The sequence below is a fragment of the Chromohalobacter sp. 11-W genome, from assembly GCF_029889905.1.
Lineage (GTDB): Bacteria > Pseudomonadota > Gammaproteobacteria > Pseudomonadales > Halomonadaceae > Chromohalobacter.
The window spans coordinates 123,894-143,410 of record NZ_JARANZ010000003.1 but is presented as its reverse complement, the minus strand read 5'-3'; the positions used below and the strand labels follow the sequence as shown (position 1 = coordinate 143,410).

19 protein-coding genes and 1 pseudogene are annotated in these 19,517 nt (G+C 61.5%); 8 read left to right on the top strand and 12 right to left on the bottom strand.

Annotated features, from left to right (window positions below):
• Positions 1 to 22: 22 nt before the first annotated feature.
• The 4 genes and pseudogenes from otnC to OP494_RS05690 form a co-directional block, all read right to left on the bottom strand.
• Positions 23 to 682 carry a 3-oxo-tetronate 4-phosphate decarboxylase gene (otnC, locus tag OP494_RS05705; RefSeq protein ID WP_280539752.1) on the bottom strand — a complete coding sequence of 220 codons (660 nt, stop codon included), beginning with the start codon at positions 680 to 682 and terminating at the stop codon, positions 23 to 25.
• Positions 679 to 1,944 carry a 3-oxo-tetronate kinase gene (gene otnK / locus OP494_RS05700; RefSeq protein ID WP_348521695.1) on the bottom strand — a complete coding sequence of 422 codons (1,266 nt, stop codon included), beginning with the start codon at positions 1,942 to 1,944 and terminating at the stop codon, positions 679 to 681. The genes otnC and otnK overlap by 4 nt, the downstream gene beginning before the upstream one ends.
• A gap of 2 nt (positions 1,945 to 1,946) precedes the next feature.
• Positions 1,947 to 2,882: pseudogene (gene ltnD / locus OP494_RS05695) on the bottom strand (L-threonate dehydrogenase); the annotation flags it as partial.
• Positions 2,883 to 2,915: 33 nt separating this feature from the next.
• Positions 2,916 to 3,671, bottom strand: a complete 756-nt coding sequence (locus OP494_RS05690; RefSeq protein ID WP_280539750.1) for a FadR/GntR family transcriptional regulator — start codon at positions 3,669 to 3,671, stop codon at positions 2,916 to 2,918.
• A 353-nt stretch (positions 3,672 to 4,024) separates the two neighbouring features.
• Between OP494_RS05690 and OP494_RS05685 the strand changes: the two genes are divergently transcribed.
• The 4 genes from OP494_RS05685 (at position 4,025) to OP494_RS05670 (ending at position 6,843) form a co-directional block, all read left to right on the top strand.
• Positions 4,025 to 4,906, top strand: a complete 882-nt coding sequence (locus OP494_RS05685) for a 3-keto-5-aminohexanoate cleavage protein (protein WP_280539749.1) — start codon at positions 4,025 to 4,027, stop codon at positions 4,904 to 4,906.
• 17 nt (positions 4,907 to 4,923) lie between these two features.
• The gene (locus OP494_RS05680; protein ID WP_280539748.1) at positions 4,924 to 5,925 is read left to right on the top strand and encodes a 3-hydroxyacyl-CoA dehydrogenase NAD-binding domain-containing protein; all 1,002 of its coding nucleotides are present in this window, start codon (positions 4,924 to 4,926) and stop codon (positions 5,923 to 5,925) included.
• Positions 5,925 to 6,410, top strand: a complete 486-nt coding sequence (locus OP494_RS05675; protein ID WP_280539747.1) for a thioesterase family protein — start codon at positions 5,925 to 5,927, stop codon at positions 6,408 to 6,410. Before OP494_RS05680 ends, OP494_RS05675 begins: the two co-directional genes overlap by 1 nt.
• A gap of 178 nt (positions 6,411 to 6,588) precedes the next feature.
• Complete coding sequence (locus tag OP494_RS05670) at positions 6,589 to 6,843, top strand: hypothetical protein (protein WP_280539746.1); 255 nt, start codon at positions 6,589 to 6,591, stop codon at positions 6,841 to 6,843.
• A gap of 301 nt (positions 6,844 to 7,144) precedes the next feature.
• Here the strand turns inward: OP494_RS05670 and OP494_RS05665 are convergent, their stop codons facing one another.
• The 3 genes from OP494_RS05665 to dauA form a co-directional block, all read right to left on the bottom strand.
• Entirely contained in the window at positions 7,145 to 8,059 is a 915-nt protein-coding gene (locus OP494_RS05665) for a DMT family transporter (protein ID WP_280539745.1), read from the bottom strand.
• Between the two features lie 265 nt (positions 8,060 to 8,324).
• Positions 8,325 to 9,596, bottom strand: coding sequence for a TauD/TfdA family dioxygenase (locus OP494_RS05660; RefSeq protein ID WP_280539744.1), 1,272 nt, complete (start codon positions 9,594 to 9,596; stop codon positions 8,325 to 8,327).
• 186 nt (positions 9,597 to 9,782) lie between these two features.
• Positions 9,783 to 11,513, bottom strand: coding sequence for a C4-dicarboxylic acid transporter DauA (dauA, locus tag OP494_RS05655; RefSeq protein ID WP_280539742.1), 1,731 nt, complete (start codon positions 11,511 to 11,513; stop codon positions 9,783 to 9,785).
• Between the two features lie 256 nt (positions 11,514 to 11,769).
• On the opposite strand from dauA, the gene OP494_RS05650 reads away from it, so the two are divergent.
• From OP494_RS05650 to OP494_RS05640, 3 genes are read left to right on the top strand one after another with little or no spacing between them, the layout of a single operon-like run.
• On the top strand, positions 11,770 to 11,955 hold the full coding sequence (locus OP494_RS05650; protein ID WP_280539741.1) for a CopG family transcriptional regulator: 186 nt from the start codon (positions 11,770 to 11,772) through the stop codon (positions 11,953 to 11,955).
• 57 nt (positions 11,956 to 12,012) lie between these two features.
• Positions 12,013 to 13,026, top strand: coding sequence for an isocitrate dehydrogenase (locus OP494_RS05645; protein ID WP_280539740.1), 1,014 nt, complete (start codon positions 12,013 to 12,015; stop codon positions 13,024 to 13,026).
• A gap of 45 nt (positions 13,027 to 13,071) precedes the next feature.
• Positions 13,072 to 13,392: a hypothetical protein gene (locus tag OP494_RS05640; RefSeq protein ID WP_280539739.1), complete on the top strand. Its 321-nt coding sequence runs from the start codon at positions 13,072 to 13,074 to the stop codon at positions 13,390 to 13,392.
• Positions 13,393 to 13,447: 55 nt separating this feature from the next.
• Here the strand turns inward: OP494_RS05640 and OP494_RS05635 are convergent, their stop codons facing one another.
• The 5 genes from OP494_RS05635 to OP494_RS05615 all read right to left on the bottom strand — a co-directional run bounded on the left by OP494_RS05635 (position 13,448) and on the right by OP494_RS05615 (position 18,807).
• Positions 13,448 to 14,428 (bottom strand): GlxA family transcriptional regulator, encoded by a 981-nt coding sequence (locus OP494_RS05635; protein ID WP_280539737.1) that lies wholly within the window; start codon positions 14,426 to 14,428, stop codon positions 13,448 to 13,450.
• Between the two features lie 175 nt (positions 14,429 to 14,603).
• On the bottom strand, positions 14,604 to 15,458 hold the full coding sequence (locus tag OP494_RS05630; protein ID WP_246942489.1) for a glycine betaine ABC transporter substrate-binding protein: 855 nt from the start codon (positions 15,456 to 15,458) through the stop codon (positions 14,604 to 14,606).
• 59 nt (positions 15,459 to 15,517) lie between these two features.
• Positions 15,518 to 16,786 (bottom strand): Xaa-Pro peptidase family protein, encoded by a 1,269-nt coding sequence (locus OP494_RS05625; RefSeq protein WP_040240112.1) that lies wholly within the window; start codon positions 16,784 to 16,786, stop codon positions 15,518 to 15,520.
• Between the two features lie 57 nt (positions 16,787 to 16,843).
• The gene (locus OP494_RS05620) at positions 16,844 to 17,740 is read right to left on the bottom strand and encodes a hypothetical protein (protein ID WP_246942484.1); all 897 of its coding nucleotides are present in this window, start codon (positions 17,738 to 17,740) and stop codon (positions 16,844 to 16,846) included.
• Between the two features lie 182 nt (positions 17,741 to 17,922).
• Positions 17,923 to 18,807, bottom strand: a complete 885-nt coding sequence (locus OP494_RS05615; RefSeq protein ID WP_280539736.1) for a LysR family transcriptional regulator — start codon at positions 18,805 to 18,807, stop codon at positions 17,923 to 17,925.
• Between the two features lie 86 nt (positions 18,808 to 18,893).
• On the opposite strand from OP494_RS05615, the gene OP494_RS05610 reads away from it, so the two are divergent.
• Positions 18,894 to 19,415 carry an ankyrin repeat domain-containing protein gene (locus tag OP494_RS05610; RefSeq protein ID WP_280539735.1) on the top strand — a complete coding sequence of 174 codons (522 nt, stop codon included), beginning with the start codon at positions 18,894 to 18,896 and terminating at the stop codon, positions 19,413 to 19,415.
• The last annotated feature ends 102 nt before the right edge of the window (positions 19,416 to 19,517 follow it).

Below are 19,517 nucleotides of genomic sequence, written 5' to 3'. Positions count from 1 at the left end.
AGAAGCTCCTTTCAGAAAATGCTTACCAGCGGGCGCCGAAGGCCTGGCGAAGCTCGTCGATCTCCGCTTCGCCCAAGGTGCGCACGTCGTGCTGGCGTAGCAGGAGATACAGCTTGGCGGTTTCTTCCAGTTCCTCGATGGCGTTACGGGCCGCCTCCAGTGTCTTGCCCGCCACCACGGGGCCGTGGTTGGCCAGCAACACCGCGCCATGGGTTTTGGCATGCTCGCGTATCGCGTCGCCGAGGGCGGGGTCGCCGGGGCGGTAGTAAGGGATCAACGGTAGACGCCCCACACGCATGACGAAATACGGCGTGATGGGAGGAAGGCAGGAACGTTCATCGAGGCCGTTGAGACACGAGACCGCCGCCGAGTGCGTGGCATGCAGGTGAATGATGCCGCCGGTATCGGGACGCTGATCGTAGAAGGCGCGATGCAGGAACGACTCCTTGGTCGGCGGCTCGCCCGCGAGCAGGTTGCCGTCCCAGTCCAGCTTGGAAATCGCGGCGGGATCGAGGGCGCCGAGGCTGGCGTTGGTCGGCGTCATCAACCAGCCGTCATCGAGCTTGGCGCTGATGTTGCCGGAAGTGCCCGGCGCCATGCCCAGTAGCCGAAAGGAGCGACCGATTTCGGCGATCTCCTCGCGCAGGCGATTTTCGGTGGTCGTGGTGCTGATGTGGCTCATGGCAACATCCTCCATGCCTTGGTCATGAAGTCCTGAGCGCCGAAGTTACCCGACTTGAGGGTCAGGGCAAGCGGCGCCGGGGTGCCAAAGGTAGTGGTCCAGGGCACGCCGGGGTCGATGCTCGGGCCGATGCGCAAGCCTTGCACGCTAAGTGCGTTGACCACCGCGCCGGAGGTTTCGCCTCCCGCCACGAGCAAACGTCGTACGCCATGGTGCTCGACGAGGGACTGGGCGATCTCGGCCAGGGCGCGCTCGACCAGGGTACCCGCCTCCGCGACGCCGAGGCTGTCTTGAGCCTTCCGGACGTTTTCCGGCGAAGCGCTGGCGTATAGCAATACCGGGCCGCTATCGAGATGCTGCTCGGCCAAATGGAGCGCTTCTGCGATGACGCCATCGTAATCGCGAGCCAAGGCCAAGGCGTCGAGGTGATAGCTGGGGTAATGCTCGCGGGCGTGTTCGAGCTGCGCCAGGGTGGCGCGCGAACAACTGCCGCTCAAGATCGCTTCTCGCCCGGCGATGGTGGGTAACGCATCGGCCTGTCCCGCCGCAGGCAATCGGTTGGCCAGGTTGGCGGGCAGCCCCAATGCCAGGCCGGAGCCGGCGGTGACCAACGGCAGATCGCGACAGGCGCGTGCCAGCGTATGCAAATGCTGGGTGTCGATGGCGTCGCAAATGGCGATGCCCACGCCCGCTGAGCGCAGTGCCTGTATGCGGCGCTCGACGGCCTCGACGCCCTCGTTGAGCGTGGCGTAGTCGATCAGGTCGACCCGCTGGTGCGTCTGGGCGCCGAGGACGCGCATCAGATTGGCATCCGTCATGGGCGTGAGAGGGTGGTCCTGCATGCCGCTTTCATTGAGTGGTACGCCACCCGCAAACAGGTAGCCGTTGTAGACGGTACGCTGATTGGCGGGCAGTGCCGGGCAGGCCACGGTGAAATCGGTATCGAGCGCCGCCATCAGCGCGTCGGTTACCGGGCCGATGTTGCCCGCGGGCGTGGAGTCGAAGGTCGAGCAGTACTTGAAGTAGAACTGCTCGCAGCCCTGGGCCTGCAACCACGCCAGCGCCTCGAGCGATTGCGTCACGGCCTCGTCGGCGGGCAGGGTGCGCGACTTGAGGGCGACGACCACGGCATCGACGTCGTCATCCAGTGACGTCGTGGGGACGCCGATGGTCTGCAGCGTGCGCATGCCGGCACTGACCAGCATGCTCGCCACGTCCGTGGCGCCGGTGAAGTCGTCGGCAATGCATCCGATGATGGGCATCGTCATTCCTCCTCCCCTGTATTGGCATCGTTGGCCGCGTGAGACGGTAACCCGAACCCCGGGAAGGTCTTGATCACGGCGGCGTCATCGTCGCCGCCATGGCCTTGTGCCGAGGCTTGGGTAAACATGCTGAGTGCCTGACTGGTCAGCGGCAGGGGAAACTTGTCGCGGTGGGCGGTGTCGTGGACCAGGCCCAGGTCCTTGACGAAGATGTCCACCGCCGAACGCGGCGTGTAATCGTCCTCGAGAATGTGCGGAACGCGGTTTTCGAACATCCATGAATTGCCGGCGCTCTGGGTGATGACTTCATAAAGCACCTGCGGATCGCAGCCGCCGCGAATGCCGTAGGCCATGGCTTCGGCGGCGGCGGCGATGTGCACCCCCGCCAGCAGTTGGTTGACCAGCTTGACCTGCGAGCCTTGCCCCATCGCCTCGCCGAGGCGGAAGACTTTGGCAGCAAGGGCGTCGAGGACGTCCTCGACGCTGTCGAAGACATCGTCAGGCCCCGAGGCCATGATCGTTAGCGCGCCTTGCGCGGCCTTGGCCGCACCGCCGGAAATCGGTGCGTCGAGCAGACGCAGGCCACGGCTGGCGAGCTCGTCGCCCAAGGCGGCCACGGCATCCGGCGCGCAGGTAGCGCACGAGACGACCACGCTACCGGACGCCAGGCCGTCGACGATGCCGTGCGGCCCGAACAGTACCTCGCGGGTCTGCTCGGCGTTGACGACCACGCTGATGACCACATCGACGTGGGCGGCCATCTCGGCGGGCGTGGCGACTGCACGGCCACCGTGGGCCTCGAATGCTTGCCTGGCGTCGGAGCGCAGATCGCACCCCCAGGTGGTAAAGCCGGCATCGACCAATGACGTCGCCATGCCCATCCCCATCGACCCCAGGCCGATGATCCCCACGCGTGCACGCTGTGCTTGTGTCATCTCGCGTTCCTTGTCGTTGGTTAGAACGGCCGTTGATTAGAACGGCGTATCAGCTCCGGTGTCTTCGATACGTTCCAGCAGATCCGTCGGCGCCTGGCGCAGGCGCCATTCGGCATGCTCAAGGTGGCGCCCGGCGGCTTGGGCGGCGGCCTCTTCGTCGCCTTGAGCGATAGCATCGACGATCACCTGGTGCTCCTCGATGACCTGCGCCATGAACGTTTCGCGTAGCGACTCGTTGGTCCGTGTCACGGTGATGGCGTGATGCAGGAAGCGATTGTAGAAGTCGATGATTGCCGTGAAGTGCGTGTTGTTCGACGCCTCGGCGATGGCGCGGTGAAAGGCCATGTCCTGATCGACACCATCGGCACCGACTTCGACGGCCTCGTCGATATCGGCCATGGCATTACGGATTCGGCGCAATTGGGACGGCGTGCGGCGCTGCGCCGCCAGACGCGCCGCCTCGACCTCCAGGGCCCGGCGCAGTTCGAGAAGACGGATGACCGATTGCAGCGATGGGTCGGGAATCGCCAGGCGCAACGCCACGGTGGGCACCTCGGCGACGAAGCTGCCGCTGCCGCGACGCGATGTCACCAGGCCGGCGTTACGCAGCATGGAAATGGCCTCGCGTACCACGGAACGACTGATGCCATAGCGTTCGCCCAGTGCGGCCTCGGTGGGCAGACGTTCGCCGGGACGCATCTCGCCCGTATGGATGGCGTGCGTCAGTTGTCGTGCGACCTGCTCCGAGAGTTGGACGCCACGGGTCGGTTGGGTCTCGTGGTTCGTGATCACCGCTATTCCTTCTCCTTCGTTCGTCGCCGCCAGGCGTGGTGCGAGCCTCGCATCGGTGGTGCGGGGCGTCTCCGACTAATGGCGGTGTTGCCCTGATGGATTTGTCAGACAACATTATAAATAGCGCGGTGACGACACAATACGTCTTTGGACCAATGTCGCGTCGCCGGTTTTTGGACATTGTTTGGGTGTGGGTTTTGACCTCGGGCAATACAGGACCGCTACGGGACTAAGGCTTGCGACGTAAAACGCCAACCGCATGACGTGTCATGGCAATCCCTTTTTCGCCGGACTTTCGATAATGAGGGCGTTCGACGGCATCGCGCCGCCATTTAGACGCTCAGGAAGACATCATGAATCGAAACGTCATCCTCACCTGTGCCATCACCGGTGCCGGTGATACGGCCGACAAGCATCCCGACTTGCCCATTACGCCCAAGCAGATCGCCGATAGCGCCATCGAGGCCTCGCGCGCCGGGGCGAGCATCGTGCACTTGCACGTGCGTGATCCGGAAACCGGCGGCGTCAGCCATTCCAGCGAGTACTTCCGCGAGGCGGTGGGGCGCATCCGCGAGGCGGATGTCGATGCGGTCATCAATATCACCGCAGGGGGCGGGGGCGATCTCTTCCCCGAGGTGCGCGATGGCGTTATCCATGGCCTAGAAGGCACCGATCTGCAGACACCGGCGGAGCGCCACGCGCCGGTCGGTGAACTGCTGCCGGAAATCTGCACCCTGGATTGTGGCAGCCTCAACTTCGGCGACATGGTCTATCTCAATACCGCCGACTGGCTGCGTGAGCATGCCCGGCTGGTCAAAGACGCCGGCGTCAAACCCGAACTGGAGTGCTTCGATCTGGGGCATGTGTGGTTCGCGCGGCAGTTGATCGAGGAAGGCCTGATCGAAGGCGATCCGCTGTTTCAACTGTGTCTGGGCATCCCCTGGGGCGCCGAGGCGGACACCGAGACCATGCTCGCGATGCGCAACAAGCTGCCCGCCAACGCCCATTGGTCGGCGTTTGGCATCGGCCGCAGCGAGATGCCCATGGTCGCGCAGTCGATGCTGCTCGGCGGCCACGTACGCGTGGGGCTCGAGGACAACCTCTATCTCAGCCGAGGCGTGTTCGCCACCAATGCGCAGTTGGTGGAGCGTGCCGCCACGATCGCCGAAAATCTGGGCGGGCGTGTCCAGACGCCGGCCGAAACTCGCCAGACGCTCGATCTGCGTCAACCGTGAGCGACAAGGAGAGCGTGATGTCTCAACAGACTGCTGAACAAAGCACGGCCGCACAAAGTGCCACGCCGGCACGCGTCGCGGTCATCGGCACCGGCGTGATCGGCAACGGGTGGATCGTGCGGGCCCTGGCGGCGGGCTGCGAGGTCGTCGCCTATGACCCGGCCCCCGGCGCCGAGGCGACGACGCGTGAGTTCGTCGCGCGTGTCTGGGATTCGGTGGCGACGATGGGGCTCGCCGACACGGCGGACCCGGCCAAGCTGCGTTTCGCGGCCTCGCCCGCCGAAGCCGTCGAGGGCGCCGAGCTGATCCAGGAGAACGTGCCCGAACGCCTCGAGATCAAGCATAACGTCCTGGCGGAGTTGGATGCGCATGCGCCCGAGGGCGTGGTCATCGGCTCCTCGACGTCCGGCATCAAGCCTAGCGAGCTGCAGGCGGCCTGCACGCGCGACCCCGGTCGCGTCATCGTCGCGCATCCGTTCAATCCGGTGTATCTGCTGCCGTTGGTCGAACTGGTGGGTGGCGAGCATACTGCGCCAGTCGTCACCGCGCGCGCCCGGTCGCAGTACGCCGCGCTGGGCATGCGGCCACTGGTTGTGCGCCGCGAGATCGAGGGGCACGTCGCCGACCGTCTGATGGAAGCGCTGTGGCGCGAGGCGCTGCATCTGGTTAACGACGGCGTCGCCACCACCGAAGAAATCGATGCCGCCGTGGTCTATGGCTGTGGCTTGCGCTGGTCGCTGATGGGCACCTTCCTGACCTTCCACCTGGCCGGTGGCGAGGGTGGCATGCGCCACATGCTGCATCAGTTCGGGCCGGCGCTGAAGTTGCCGTGGACCAAGCTCGAAGCGCCGGAACTGACCGATGAGCTGATCGAGAAGGTCGCCGACGGTTGCGAGCATCAGGCCGCCGGGCGCAGTGTCGCTGAACTGGAAACGCGGCGTGACGCCTTCCTCACCGAGCTGTTGGCGTTGACGCGCAAGTACTGGCCGGAAGCGGAAGGGCTCGAGGGGCGCATCTGATGAGCCAGACGCCAGCCAGTCCACTGTTCGACCCACTGTTTCAAACCCGGGTGGCCGACACCTGGGTCGACTACAACGGCCACATGAACGATGCCGAGTACGCGCGGGTGTTCTCGTTGGCCGTCGAGGCGTTGATGGCGCGTATCGGCCTTGATGTGGCGGGGCGCGCCGAGCATGGCTACACGCTCTATACCCTGGAAACGCATCTCTGCTACCGACAACAAGCGCATCGTGGCGAGGCGCTGGCGGTCGAACTGACGCTGCTCGATCATGATGCCAAGCGGTTGCACGTCTTCTTCACCCTGCGCAACGCCGCTGGCGACCCGCTGGCGACCAGCGAGCAGATGCTGATGGGCATCGATATCGCTAGCGGCCGACCGGGGCCATTCCCCGAGCCGGTCGCGGCTGCGGTCGCCACGTTGCCCGCCGCTGGCGAAACGTGGCCGAGCGCTGCGGGTCGCAAAATTGGTATTCGTCGAGGTTGAGCCGGTTCATGGACCTGGTGGGCTCGAGCGGTTCAGGCCAGGTTTAGCTAAAGACTGGACTTAACAACTGGCCGGGTCACGGCTATTTTATAAAGTGGTGCTCCGGTCGCGATCACGTCGCGGCCGTTATCGAGCGCCTCAATGGACGAGATATCCAGACAGGTAATCAGGAGGATTCATGTCAACCGAAGCGCTCAATAAAGATCAGGCCAAGGACATCATCAGCCGCGCAGTGCATCCCTATCTTTGCAAGTTTCATGAAGCCAAGAATGAAGATTTCGATCGCTTCACCGTGGAAATGGACGACGAGACCCAGGAGTTCGAAATCGCGCCAGCGACGTGGCAGAACAAATCTGCGCTTATCGAGCGTCTCGATATGGTGCGTACGCGATTGGTGGGGCGTGGCGGTAGCATTGGAGATTACACCGCATAAATGGGCTCGGCCCAGACGCTTTCCTTCAAGCCCCCGCCTCGATGGCGGGGGCTTCGTTTATAGGGCTATTCACTCTCGTTATCGACCAGGCGCTGGCGGCGAATCGAGCGTCATGGCATACCATTACGTCCTCCCTAGCTGCAAAGGCGGGAGGGTGTTGTCGCCCGGAGAATTTCTTGGCAGATCGTACGATCAGAACGTGTTCGCAGAACTTGGGCAGTCGAATTGCCGCCGACGAGCTGGGAGAAATCGGAAGCGCCCGGTCCGTGTTGGTCAGGGCGGGGCCGGGAGCTCAACTCTTCTAGCGACCCCGCTTCGAGACATCAAGTGTTGAATTCTTTTTGAATAGGATTAGCCATAGTGCGATGGCGATTAGTAGGCCGCCAAGGGCATGAGCGAACGTTATCGTCTCGTCGAGGAAAAGCGCTCCCCAGAAAACGCCGAACAGCGGAACCAGCATGGTGACGGTGAGTGGTTTGACCGGCCCCAGATCCTGAAGTAAGCGGAAATAGAGGAGATAGGCGAGCGAAGTGCAAGCGAGTCCCAGCACCAGCATTGCTGCCCATATGTTGAGCTGGGTCCACGCTCCATGGGACTCACGTGTTGCGGTTTCGGCTAACATCCAGGGCGCCAGCGCTAGGCTCGCGCCAATCTGACTACCCAGAGCAAGGAGACGAGAATCCAATCCACCACGATCAGTGATGAAGCGTTTGACAAGAAACCCGGCGAGGCCATAACCGCTCGCTGCGATGAGGCAAGCTAAGGCGCCGAGCAGCAGCGACGTACTCAATGGTACCGGCCCCATCTGAACGAGAACACCGACCCCCACCAAACCAAAGCCGACGCCGATTACGCGTTCGCATGTCAGTGGTTCGGCGAACAGGACCGCACCAATCAAAAGACCCATCAAGGGTGTCGTTGCATTGAACATAGCGGAGTAGCCGGCGGGCAGAACCTGAGCCGCAAGACTGAACATGGCAAAAGGAATCCTCGAGTTGACGACACCGATCAATAACGCGGCGCCAGCTTTGCCTCGAAAGTTCCAAGGTACTCTCAGTGCGGCGAGAATCGCGATTAGTCCGATCGTCCCAAACAACACTCGAAAGAAAGCCGTCGAGAAAGCGCCTAGTTCGGGAGCGGTAATCCGCATGAAGAGAAAGCTTGCTCCCCATAGTGCTGAAAGTACTAGTAAGCGAGTCAAGGCAGGCAGTGGCATGGATCTCTCCAGACGTCAGAATTATCGGACCATAGTAATTTTCGGGACGTCTGAAAGCTGGCCGTTTTCGGCAGTCTATTATCGACCGGTTGGAAGCTTCCCGAGCCGGTTAGCAAGGGGTGAGTTGCTATCCGCCGGCCCCATTGCTGGGAGCGTGTCGGGTTATCACACGGCTGAATGTGCACTAGGCAACACTTTAAATGAACGCCCATGGCATACCATGGGCGGGTTCGTTCGTATTGGCAGATGTCGCTGTGCGACTGGATCAGCCTTGGCCGAGACCCTCGACGCGTTGTTGGCGGTGGGCGCGGCGTAGCATGCGCAATCGCGAGCGGGCTTCGTCACGCTCGAGATAGCAGCCTTGCAGCCAACGCCGGCCGCCCTGGCCGACATCGAAGGCGTCTCGGGCATGCAGCAGGCGGCGGTTGTCGAAGATCACCAGGTCGCCGGGCGTGTAGGTGAAGCGCAGCGCGAACTCGGGTTCGCGCAACAGGCGCTGCAGGGCCATCAAGGCGGCGTAGGCGGGCTCCACATCCTCGAACGGCGCCATCAAGGGGCCGCGCAGGAAATCGGCGATGCGCACTTCGTCGAAGTCGCCGTGGTCATCGAGCTTGATCATCGGTGCGTACCACACATGGTCGGTGGTCCGGGCGGTGTTGGCGTAGCACCAGTGCACGCGGACGAGCGTCGCGAAGTGCTCGGGATGACGCTCGCGCAGGGCCTCGGCTACGGCGAAACCGTCCATCATCACTGCTTCGCCGCCGACGGTGTCGTTTTCCAAACAGTGCAGTAACTGCAAGCCCGGCTGATATTCGCGGGTGGGCAGGTCGACGTGCGGCGGCAGAGCGATCGAGGTATAGGCGTTGGAGTCGGGGTCCGGCTTGGCGCGTACGTCGAACAGCGTGCCGAAGTTGGTGGCGCGCGGCGGACCGATGCGACGGGCGATGGCGTCGAGACTTCCGGGCTCGGTGGGCAGGTTGCGTAGCCGCACCAGGCCTTCGCCAATGACGGCTTCCAGCGCTTGTTCGAGGCAGGTATCCAACGCCAGGGGATCGGCGTCGGTGTCGAGCCAGCCGCGCGCATCAAGTGTCGTGGGCGCGTCGCGCTCGCTGCCTTTCCATATCGTGGCGGGGGGGAGCGGGGCGTCGAGCTTCGCCATATGCGTATAGTCGTGTGCGCGCAGCCAGCCGGGGTGGAAGCGCAAGCGGCGTTGCTCCGGCGCGAAGACGACCACCAGCGCGCCCGCGTCGTCGAGATGTGCCTCGCTGACGGTGGGCCAATCTTCGAGGCGTGAAAGATCGAGGATACGCTCGCGGGTATCGGGGTTGACGGTACTGGCATCGGCGGCGTTCTCACGCAGCCAAACGCTGTGGTACTGGCTGGTGCGACCGTCCTCCCAGCGCACTTCCACCTGGCGCGGGGTCGGGCACACCTCGGCGATGGCGACCTCGACCGGCCAGGCGTCGTAATCCGGCGTCGCGGGGAGCGCGTCGCTGGGCGTATTCGCAGACGTGGTGGCAGGCGTGGAGAGGGTCATGACGGCATCCTTGGCTACAAAACGTAGCCCTAGCATGGCCTGACTCGTCGTCTAGCTTTACACCCCAAGCGACGGCTTCTTGCCGCAAGTCGTCATGTTGCAGACGATGTGTCGATGGAGACTGAGCCTGTGGGGCGGCGCGATCATTTATTTCGGATGGCTAAGTACATTAGTTTGTTAGATGCATTATTGCTGCCAACGCTCCACAATTTTTGTTGCTCGTTTCAGATCATGACAGTACGTCAGCCTGCCCGAGATTTTCCGAATGCCTGCCCGGCGTAGCTTGACGATGATTCTTGTCGGTAACCCCACCAACACTAGCGCTATCCCTTCGTGATGCATATCGTCGATGAGGGATTGGAGAGCGACGATAGCCGTACCATCCATACTAGGCACATCGTGCATGTCGATAATGATTGTCTGAATCTTGGGATCCACTAAGTGCAGTGACTGGAGTGCTTTCTCGGCAACGCCGAAAAATAATGGTCCATTGATATCGTAGACGGCCACTTCGGCAGGAAGTCCATTGATAGAAGGTTCATTCTCGATATTAATGCGCTCGGTTTGCGTCAATTGGGCCATGCGCCGGATGAACAGTGCCGCAGCGAGACCGATGCCCACGGCCACGGCTAATACCATGTTAAAGAAAACCGTGAGGCTGAAGCAGATGACCAGGATAGTCACGTCTCCCGGTGGCGCTGAACGCAGGGTATGCAGGAAGTGGCGTACCTCGCTCATGTTCCAGGCGACGATGAACAGCAGTGCTGCCAGTGCAGCCATCGGTACCAGCCCCAGCAGCCCTGCCAGCGCAATGATGGCCAGTAACACCACCACCGCATGCACCACGGCAGCGATGGGAGAACGGGCGCCACTACGAATATTGGTCGCGGTTCGCGCAATGGCGGCGGTGGCCGTAATACCACCGAAGAGTGGTGCGACGATGTTGCCCAGGCCCTGACCAATCAGCTCGGCATTCGGGTCGTGCTTAGTCTTCGTCAAACCGTCCGATACCACGGCACACAACAATGACTCTATGGCGCCCAGCATGGCAATCGCAAAGGCAGGTCCCAGTAGCGCCCGTATGAGCTCGAAGTTTAGCTCAAGCGGCTCTCCTTTCGGTCCGGGCAATAGCCAAGGGGCCATGAATGTCGGTGCTATTGGCGGAATGCCACTGCCGACTTCACCTTGCGCCTCCCAGGTAAAGCGTGAGGCGATTGTTTCCACAACGCTTTCGTTACCGGGGCCACCGAACCATTGGTTGATGCCATAAGCTGTGATGGCACCGACGACCAAACCAACCAGAGGTGCCGGAAGGGGCAGATGCAGGCGTGACCACAGCAGCATGACGGTGAGCGTCAATACCCCGATGCTCAGTTCAAGTGGGTTGATGGTGTGGAGCGAGGTGGCAATTCGTCCCAGGTTCTCGACAAAATGTTCGCTGAGCTGGCCCACACTCAAGCCCAGAAAATCAGGTATTTGCAAGACTGCGATCACGACTGCAATTCCTGCCGTGAAGCCCAGCACTACTGGGTAAGGTACGAACTCAATGAGGCGTCCCATGCGTGTGACACCCAATGCCACCAGGATGACACCAGCCATCATCGAGGCAATCAACAAGCCACCTAGGCCGTACTGCTGAACGATGGGAAAGAGGATAACGACGAAAGCTGCCGTCGGCCCGGAGACGTTGAAACGCGCCCCTCCAGTCAACGCAATGATGACACCGGCAACAATGGCTGTGTAAAGCCCGTGCTGGGGAGGCACGCCGGTGGCGATCGCCAACGCCATCGATAGTGGCACGGCCACAGTGCCAACGGTCAGGCCTGCCATCACATCCTTACGCAGGTCGGTGAGTCCGTAACCCTCTCGCCATGCTGCGCGTAAACCGGTAGCAATCTTGGGAACATTCAGAGACATACACAGGGGCCCTTGCAACCTTGCCCAGGGTTCGGCATGGGCATAGGTTAAAACGTTTATCAGTCAATGCATCTTGAATGATAAATACATTAACATGCGGTTAGTATTATTCCAATCAAGACGGTATAGTGGTCCAAGGCTTGTTGGCGTCTCACTGCGTTGGAGTGGAAGCCAAGAGAAGGTTTTCGAGCCGGTAATTGCTCAGGGTAGGTAGAAGCATTAACATATAATGTTAATATTTTAAGGAGGACCGACAATGGAGAAAAAGACAGCTCGCCTTACCTTGATGATTGATCCTCACAAGAAGCAAGCCTTCGAAGAGCTATGTGCATCCCAAGATCTGACATCTTCGCAGGTAGTCCGCCAATTAATCCGGGACTATCTCCGTAGTCATGGAGTCGAGTACGAAACTCAGATGGCCTCCCCCACACAAAAAGACTGAGATAAAAAAGAGCTGGGCCAGGCCGAATATCTTACCTCTACCCGAAAGGAGAAAAACATGAGCCAGACCATTGCGGTAATCAAAGGTGACGGTATCGGCCCGGAAATCATGGATGCCACCCTGAGAGTACTCGATGCTCTGGAGTGTGATCTAGAATATGAGTTTGTGGATGTTGGGATGAGCGCCCTGGAAACGCATGGACTGCTTGTGCCTCAACACTCCCTGAACACCATCGCCAAGCACGGCATCGCCTTGAAAGGGCCGCTGACAACGCCGATCGGTGAGGGCTTCTCCTCGATTAATGTGCAGCTGCGTCGTCATTTCGACCTGTATGCCAATGTGCGCCCAGCCATCAGTTTTCCTGGTACAAGCTCACGCTTCAAGGATATAGACCTGATTACCATCCGTGAAAACACTGAAGGTGCTTACCTATCCGAGGGCCAGGAAGTATCTGAAGATGGCGAGACAGCACTAGCCAAGATCAAGGTGACGCGCAGCGGTTCGCAGCGTATTGTGCGTTATGCCTTTGAATTGGCGCGCAGCAAAGGGCGCAAGAAAGTCACGGCGATTCACAAGGCGAATATTATCAAGACCAGCTCCGGTCTTTTTCTAGATGTGGCGCGAGAAATTGCCCGTGAATATCCTGAGATAGAATTCCAGGAAATGATCGTGGATAACGCTTGCATGCAATTGGTGATGAATCCTCACCAGTTCGATGTGATGGTCACTACCAATCTATTTGGCGATATTCTGTCCGATCTGTGCGCGGGGTTGGTTGGCGGTCTGGGCCTGGCGCCGGGCGCAAATATCGGTGATCAGGCGGCAATTTTCGAAGCAGTACATGGATCGGCCCCCGATATCGCCGATAAGAACATGGCCAATCCTTGCGCCTTGTTACTGGCGGCGGCCGACATGCTGGATCACTTGGACTTAAGGGAAAAGGGAGCCGAGATTCGCGCGGCCATACGCACCGTTCTGGAAAACCGGCGCGATATGATTACGGCGGACATGGGCGGTACAGGTACCACGGAGTCGTTCGCTGATGCTCTGGTAGCCGAGTTGCGCGGGTAATGAAATGAGCGTAGCGGTCCTGTATCGACCATCAGGAAATATCCAATGCACAATCTGATCATCCCGCTCGTTACCTACGTCATTGCCTTTGCCACGATTTTAGGCTACCAGGCTTTTACCGACAGTCAGCTCGACGATCATATCGAGCAGGCCATCGCCGCCTCACTCGAAGAAGAGCACCAAGGTAGGCTCAACGTCGAGCTGATGGCCACCCATGAAGTCAATAAAGGCTATGGCATCTGCGGGGAATACGCTCTTGCATCGTCGGCGGGCAGCGGCAGAGTGTTCTTCTACAGTAAGGTCAGTGAACAAGTGACATTGGGTGCCGACAGTCAGCGTTATCGGGCTAACTGCTTGGGCCATTAGGTGCAAAAGAGCTGTATTCGACAAGTTGGCAGCGACGGCTTCTTGCCGCAAGTCGTCATGTTGTGTCGTCCGGGAGCGGACGGCGTGCCTGACGCGGGCTGGTATCGAAATGCTGCTTGTAGGCCCGCGAGAAACTGGAGGCCGAGGTGAAGCCGCTGGCCAGGCCGATACTGAGAATATCGCGGTCGGTTTCTCGCAATAGCTGGCGGGCATGCTGCAAGCGTAGACGCAGATAGTGATCGCGTGGCCGCTCGCCGAGTTCCTGTTCGAAGAGCCGCTGTAGTTGGCGCAGTGAGATACCGATACGCGCGGCGAGTTGGGCGAGTGTCAGCGGTGTCTCGAGGTGGCGCTCCATCAGGGCGACGGCCTCGATCACGCTGTGCTTGTGGGTCCCCAGGCGCTGAGTCAGATCATGACGCTGGTGGTCGTGGCGAGGCCGCATGCGAGCGTGAATCAACTGCTCGGAAACGTCAGCGGCCAGCTCATCGCCATGGCGGCGGGCGATCAGGTCTAGTGTCATGTCCATCGCGGCGGTGCCGCCGGCGCAGGAGAAGCCGCGTGGGCCGACTTCGAACAGCGACTCGACGGCGTTGATCTCGGGGAAGCGCTCGCGAAACGCCGGTAAGCTTTCCCAGTGCAGAGTGACACGCTGCCCCTCGAGCAAGCCGGCGCGGGCTAGGATCAGGCTACCGGTGTCGATGCCGCCCAACACACAGTCGCCTTGATGACGCTGATGCAGCCAATGCAGCAAGTGGTGGGTCAGGCGCTCCTCGGGCTCGAAGCTGGCACAGATGGCGATGCTGGGCAGTGCCGGTGCCGAGGCGAGGGTGTCGTCGGCGAGCAGGGTCATGTCGTTGCTGGCGGTGACCGAGGCGCCGTCCAGGCCGATCACGCGCCAGGTGAACAGGCGCTCTCCAGCGATGCGGTTGGCAATGCGCAGCGGCTCGATGGCAGAGAAGAATGCCATCATCGAGAAACGCGGCAATAGCAGAAAGCCGATGGGCTCGGGAAACGCCCCGGCATAATGTAGACGCATCTCTCCCCCGTGGCGGTAGCGACTCAGGCGGCGAACGGTGACGCGCCGAGGCGCGCGATGCGCTCACGATAGCAAATTCGATTGCCGAGGGCTTGCGGGTCGCGTCAGCGAGAGCGGGAAGAAAATAGGCAAGGCTTGGAGGTGGGCCGGTCCTGACGACCGGCCCGGAATGGGATCAGTCCTCGACGAGCCAGCCGTCGATGAGATCGCGATGTTCCTCGATCCACTGTTTGGCGCCTTGCGTCGGGTCGCCGACGTTTTCGATGGTCAACATGAGATCGGCCAACTGGGCGTGGCTCATGTGCCAGGCATCGAGCATCTTGGTGACTTCGGGGTGCTCCTCGCCAAAGCCCTTGGGCGACATCCACATGATGTCGTCACCGCCGCCATAGCTCTTCTTGGGATCTTTCAGCGCTTTGAGATCGTACTGCGCGTAGGCCCAGTGCGGCTGCCATAGCGTGACGGCGACGGGCTCTTCGTTGGCATAGGCTTCCTCGAGGGCCGCGAGCATGGCGGGCCCGGAGCTGTTCAACTGGCGGAACGGCAGATCGTAACTCTCGATGGCGTTTTCGGTCTCGCCGGAGATGGCCGAGCCCGATTCGATGCCGATGATGGTCGGTTCATTCTGGTAGACGAAGCGCTCGGCGTTGTCCTTGAGGTCACTAATGCTGTCGATGTCTTCCATGTAAGCCGGCACCACCAGTTCGTCCTGGGCGCCGTCGAACCAGGCATCGTGAACGTCGATCTTGTCCTCGTAGGGCTTGATGTACTGGGCGTCGCCATGCGGCAGCCAGACTTCCAACGAGATATCCAGATCGCCCTGCGCCAGTCCGCTGAAGAGCACGCTCTTGCCGGTAGTCGTCAGGTTGACGTCGTAGCCTTGCTCTTCGAGCAATTGCTGCCACATGTGCGAGACGGCGATGTTTTCCGACCAGTTGTTGGTGCCGATGGTCAGCGTGTCGTTGGCCGTGGCGGTCATCGAGATACCGGCCAGGCCACAGGCGACGAAAAGGGAAGTCAACGGTTTCATACGCGTCCTTTTTGTGTGGGTGAATCGAAAGGGATGAGAAAGGGTGCTGCGCTATGGCGTCATTCTGCCATCAGCGTGTCGGAATAGCCGTAGGTCGAGAGGCGTTCGATGCCATCTTCGGTGATTAGCACCTGTTCTTCCAACTTGACGCCCTCGGTGCCGTCACGGTGGCCGATATAGGCCTCGACGCAGAGCGTCATACCGGGCTCGATGGCGCCATCGTAGCCGACCTCGTCCCAGTCCATGTCGTGGGCGATAAGCGGCCATTCGCCGGTCATGCCGCAGCCGTGGACGATGTCCAAGTAGCGATTTTCACGATAGCCGTCGGGGATCGGCCACGCTTGTTGCGAGTAGTCGCGAAAGCTCATGCCAGGGCGCAGCAAGGCGATGTTGCGCTCGAGCTGGTCGGCGGCCATGCGATACAGCGCCTTCTGCTCGGCGTTGGGCGCGCCTGCGCCGGGCACGTGGAAGGTCCGCGAGAAGTCGGTGTAGTAGCCGAAGCAGCCGACGATGTCGGTATCGAAGGCCACTAGCTCACCCGGGGCGATGACCTTGTCCGAGCATTCCTGGAACCACGGATTGGTGCGCGCGCCGGAGCTGAGAAGCCGAGTCTCGGCGTACTCGCCACCGGTCGCCAGCACATGCTGGTTGAAGATCGACCACAGCTCGTTTTCGCTCATGCCGGGGCGAATGGCGGCTTCCATGCGCGTCATCGCGGCTTCGGTCAGGGTCACGGAGCGGTGGATGAGCGCCAGCTCGTCGACACTTTTGATCGACTTGGCGCCCTCGACCACGGTGGCGGCATCGGTCAGCTCGAAGCCAGCCTGGCCCAGTGCCTCGATGGCGCCGGTGGGCGCGGACTCGATGCCCAGGCGTTGCCCCTGGGTATGCGAACGCTCGAATAGACCGCGGATGTCGTCGACGAAGGCCTGGGTATGCGCCGCGCAGCGCGGGCCGCTGTATTGCGGCATCACCGCGCGGGCGGGATGCACCTCGTCGAGCAATTCGGCGTTGGCCGCCAGGTGCAGGCAGGCGCTGAACTCAAACAGCACCACCGGGCCGTCCGCCGCGACGTAGAGGTAGCGCGCCGGGTTGCGCTGCGAGTAAACCTGCATGTTGCGCACGCCGCAGGCATAGCGAATGTTGATGGGATCGAACAGGATCACCGCGTCCAGTTCGTGATGCTTCATCTGCTGGCGCAGGCGTTGCAGCCGGTAGCGCTCGACGCGCGAGAGCAGCGCGGCGTCGAGCGTGGCGTGACGGAAGCCGCCGTCGGTGTAGGGGCCGCCCGTGGGGACGGACCCGGCGAGTGATACGATATCGCCCATTGAAAGGCATCCTTGTAAAGAGTGAACGAGACGCTTGGTGACGTACGCGAGGCGGTGTTAGCCCATGAGCGCGTCGTGACGGCGCTGATTGTCAGCATCGATGTGTTGCTGGGTGACGCGACCGTAGATGCGCCGGGTGTGCTCCAGGCTACCCATCATGTCGGGCGTCTTGGCGTAGCCGAGCAGGGTGCACAGACGCTGCCCCTTGGCGGCGGCGACGCGGTGCATGGAGTAGCGCCCCTTGAAGAGCTGCAGGTCACCGGTGTTGAGCGTCAGCGATTCGACGTCGGTGTGGTCGCCCTCGAGCACGCGTTTCACGGCCGCGAAGTTCTCCTCGCCGGGACGGCGGATGCTGGGCGCGTATTGGAATTCGCCGCCTTCGTTGGGGCGCCGCGTCATCAGGCTGACGATGAATTCGTTGGTATCGAAGTGCCAGGGCAGCTCGGTGTCGTCGGGCATCACGTTGATGACCAGCCCCGCGATAGGGTCGGCGAACTCGTAGATCACCGGCTCTTCGAGGCAGTCGGCGACGAAGCGTTGGAAGTCGGGGTCGCGATAGAGCTGCTGGACGATGGCGTCCTCGGGGATCAGGTCGCGCGCCACGAAGCCATTGGTGTAGTGCTGGAAGAAGCGAGCGGGGTGATCCTCGGGCAGCGACGGATCGTCCGGCGTGACGTAGGGATTGACGTTGTTGTCCGAGTAGAACGCCTTGGGTGCCAGGGCCTCGCTTTCCTCGCGCAGCGGCTCGATGAGGTCCTCGCGGATGAACTTCGACAACAGGGCGCAGCCGTCGGTGCGCAGTTGATCGCGCACACCCTCGACAGTGGCCCGGTAGGCGTCGCTATCGCGCTCCAGGATCGGATAACGTTCGAGGTCGATGAAACGCGCCAGGGGATGATGCTCGGCAGTGACGTCCTGCGCGGTGGTTTGAGTTGCGAGCGTGGCCTGTGACATGAGATCGCCCTCCTGTGCGGTCGTTGATCGGGACTCGTTGGTTGGGAGTCGTTGATTGGGAGTCCTTGATAAGGAGTAGCGATACGGTAAAAGGAGGGAGGGCGTGAAACTAATGAGAATGTCCGGCCATCTGCGACGAGATTCTTATCGATCGCGTGCGTTGCAGCGGATGGCGTCTTGTTTCAGTCGTCGGTGCGGTAGAGATGACGCAGCGTGGCCGCCATCGACTCGGCAGCAGCGGTGATGTGAGGAGTCTGTGCATAAGCCAGATACCAGGGGATGCGTGGCAGCTCGCCGGCCAGGGGACGCATGACGACGCGCCCTGCCTGATGCGCATCCCGCGCGGCCCAGCGCGAGAGAATGCTCACGCCCTTGCCGGCGGCGACGAGTTCCAGGATCAAGGCCACCGACTCGATCTGCACCATGTGCGAAGGATAGACGCCGGCCGGCTGGAAGAAATGCTCGAACTCATGACCCGATTCGGGCGTGATGCTGTAGGTGAAATGCCGCCCCTGGTCGAAAACCTCGGCGGGTACCCCATCGCTCTGTGCATAAGGATGCTCGGGCGGCAAAACGGCCACCAGCGGTTCCTCGAACAATAGCTGATGAGCGATGCCGCGCTGCGAGGGCACCTCGATCATGCAGATCATGTCGACGCGGCTGGCGAGTAGCGCCGTGGTCATGTCCGCCATGGGCAGGCGGACCAGATCGATGTCGCGCGCATGCTGATCATAAAGATGCGGAATCGCCCGCGAGAAGGTGTCGTAAGGGCCGATGCCCAAACGCAAGGCGGGTTCGGCCCGACGTGCCAATTGCCACGCCTCGAGCTCGGCGCTGCGTAGCTGGGGTAGCACTTCGTGCGCGGTTTCGAGCAGACGCTCGCCCGAGGCGGAAAGCGTCAGCCGGCGTCCTTCGCGGTGGAAAAGAGCGACGCCCAGGCGGCGTTCCATCTCCCGAATGCGATGCGTCGCCGCAGGCTGGGTGATGCCGATGGCGGCGGCAGCATCGTGCACGGTGCCGTGGGTGGCAATGGCGTCGATCAATACGTAATACTTGATATCCAGCATGGGACTCTCGGGTCTCTTGGAGGGTGACGCGTCGCGTGAAACGACATGCTACGCTCGATGCTAGATGCCACAAGGAGCACGACACGATGTCGGATGATAATGACACCGGCAACGCCGAGCTGGATGAGGCCACGATTCGCCTGGCCACGGAGATTTTCAATAGCGCGCGCAACGGCGAGGCGGAAAAGCTACGCGGCTGGCTGGCCCAAGGGCTGCCGCCCAATATGTGCAACGACAAGGGCGACAGTTTGTTGATGCTGGCCAGCTATCATGGGCATCTCGAAGCCACGCAACTGCTGCTCGAGCAGGGCGCCGATCCCGAGATGTACAACGACAACGGCCATCATCCACTCTCTGGCGCGGCCTTCAAGGGCGACCTGGCCATGGCGGAGCTGCTGGTGTCGCATGGCGCCTCGGTCCATGCCCGCTCTCCCGACGACAAGACGGCATTGATGTTTGCCGCCATGTTCGACAACGCCGAGGTCGTCGACTTCCTACTGGCTCAAGGCGCCGACCCGCGTGCCACCGAAAGCCGCGGCATGACGGCCAGCGAACTCGCCTCGGCAATGGGCGCGACACGCACACCCGCGATGCTCGATGCCGTCTAAGCGTTTCTTGATCACGACCGCTCGAACACGACCCCGGAAACGATGACGCCCCTCGCGGCCCCTGACATCGAGGAGCTGCGAGGGGCATCGTCGCATCGTCGT

Excerpts from the sequence above, each read along its gene's own strand:
- OP494_RS05610 (WP_280539735.1), top strand. The coding sequence starts at position 18,894 with ATGTCGGATGATAATGACACCGGCAACGCCGAGCTGGATGAGGCCACG.
- otnC (WP_280539752.1), bottom strand. The coding sequence starts at position 682 with ATGAGCCACATCAGCACCACGACCACCGAAAATCGCCTGCGCGAGGAG.
- OP494_RS05665 (WP_280539745.1), bottom strand. The coding sequence starts at position 8,059 with ATGCCACTGCCTGCCTTGACTCGCTTACTAGTACTTTCAGCACTATGG.
- OP494_RS05685 (WP_280539749.1), top strand. The coding sequence starts at position 4,025 with ATGAATCGAAACGTCATCCTCACCTGTGCCATCACCGGTGCCGGTGAT.
- dauA (WP_280539742.1), bottom strand. The coding sequence starts at position 11,513 with ATGTCTCTGAATGTTCCCAAGATTGCTACCGGTTTACGCGCAGCATGG.
- OP494_RS05620 (WP_246942484.1), bottom strand. The coding sequence starts at position 17,740 with ATGTCACAGGCCACGCTCGCAACTCAAACCACCGCGCAGGACGTCACT.
- OP494_RS05645 (WP_280539740.1), top strand. The coding sequence starts at position 12,013 with ATGAGCCAGACCATTGCGGTAATCAAAGGTGACGGTATCGGCCCGGAA.
- OP494_RS05615 (WP_280539736.1), bottom strand. The coding sequence starts at position 18,807 with ATGCTGGATATCAAGTATTACGTATTGATCGACGCCATTGCCACCCAC.
- OP494_RS05680 (WP_280539748.1), top strand. The coding sequence starts at position 4,924 with ATGTCTCAACAGACTGCTGAACAAAGCACGGCCGCACAAAGTGCCACG.
- otnK (WP_348521695.1), bottom strand. The coding sequence starts at position 1,944 with ATGCCCATCATCGGATGCATTGCCGACGACTTCACCGGCGCCACGGAC.
- OP494_RS05625 (WP_040240112.1), bottom strand. The coding sequence starts at position 16,786 with ATGGGCGATATCGTATCACTCGCCGGGTCCGTCCCCACGGGCGGCCCC.
- OP494_RS05635 (WP_280539737.1), bottom strand. The coding sequence starts at position 14,428 with ATGCGTCTACATTATGCCGGGGCGTTTCCCGAGCCCATCGGCTTTCTG.
- OP494_RS05650 (WP_280539741.1), top strand. The coding sequence starts at position 11,770 with ATGGAGAAAAAGACAGCTCGCCTTACCTTGATGATTGATCCTCACAAG.
- OP494_RS05675 (WP_280539747.1), top strand. The coding sequence starts at position 5,925 with ATGAGCCAGACGCCAGCCAGTCCACTGTTCGACCCACTGTTTCAAACC.
- OP494_RS05670 (WP_280539746.1), top strand. The coding sequence starts at position 6,589 with ATGTCAACCGAAGCGCTCAATAAAGATCAGGCCAAGGACATCATCAGC.
- OP494_RS05640 (WP_280539739.1), top strand. The coding sequence starts at position 13,072 with ATGCACAATCTGATCATCCCGCTCGTTACCTACGTCATTGCCTTTGCC.
- OP494_RS05660 (WP_280539744.1), bottom strand. The coding sequence starts at position 9,596 with ATGACCCTCTCCACGCCTGCCACCACGTCTGCGAATACGCCCAGCGAC.
- OP494_RS05630 (WP_246942489.1), bottom strand. The coding sequence starts at position 15,458 with ATGAAACCGTTGACTTCCCTTTTCGTCGCCTGTGGCCTGGCCGGTATC.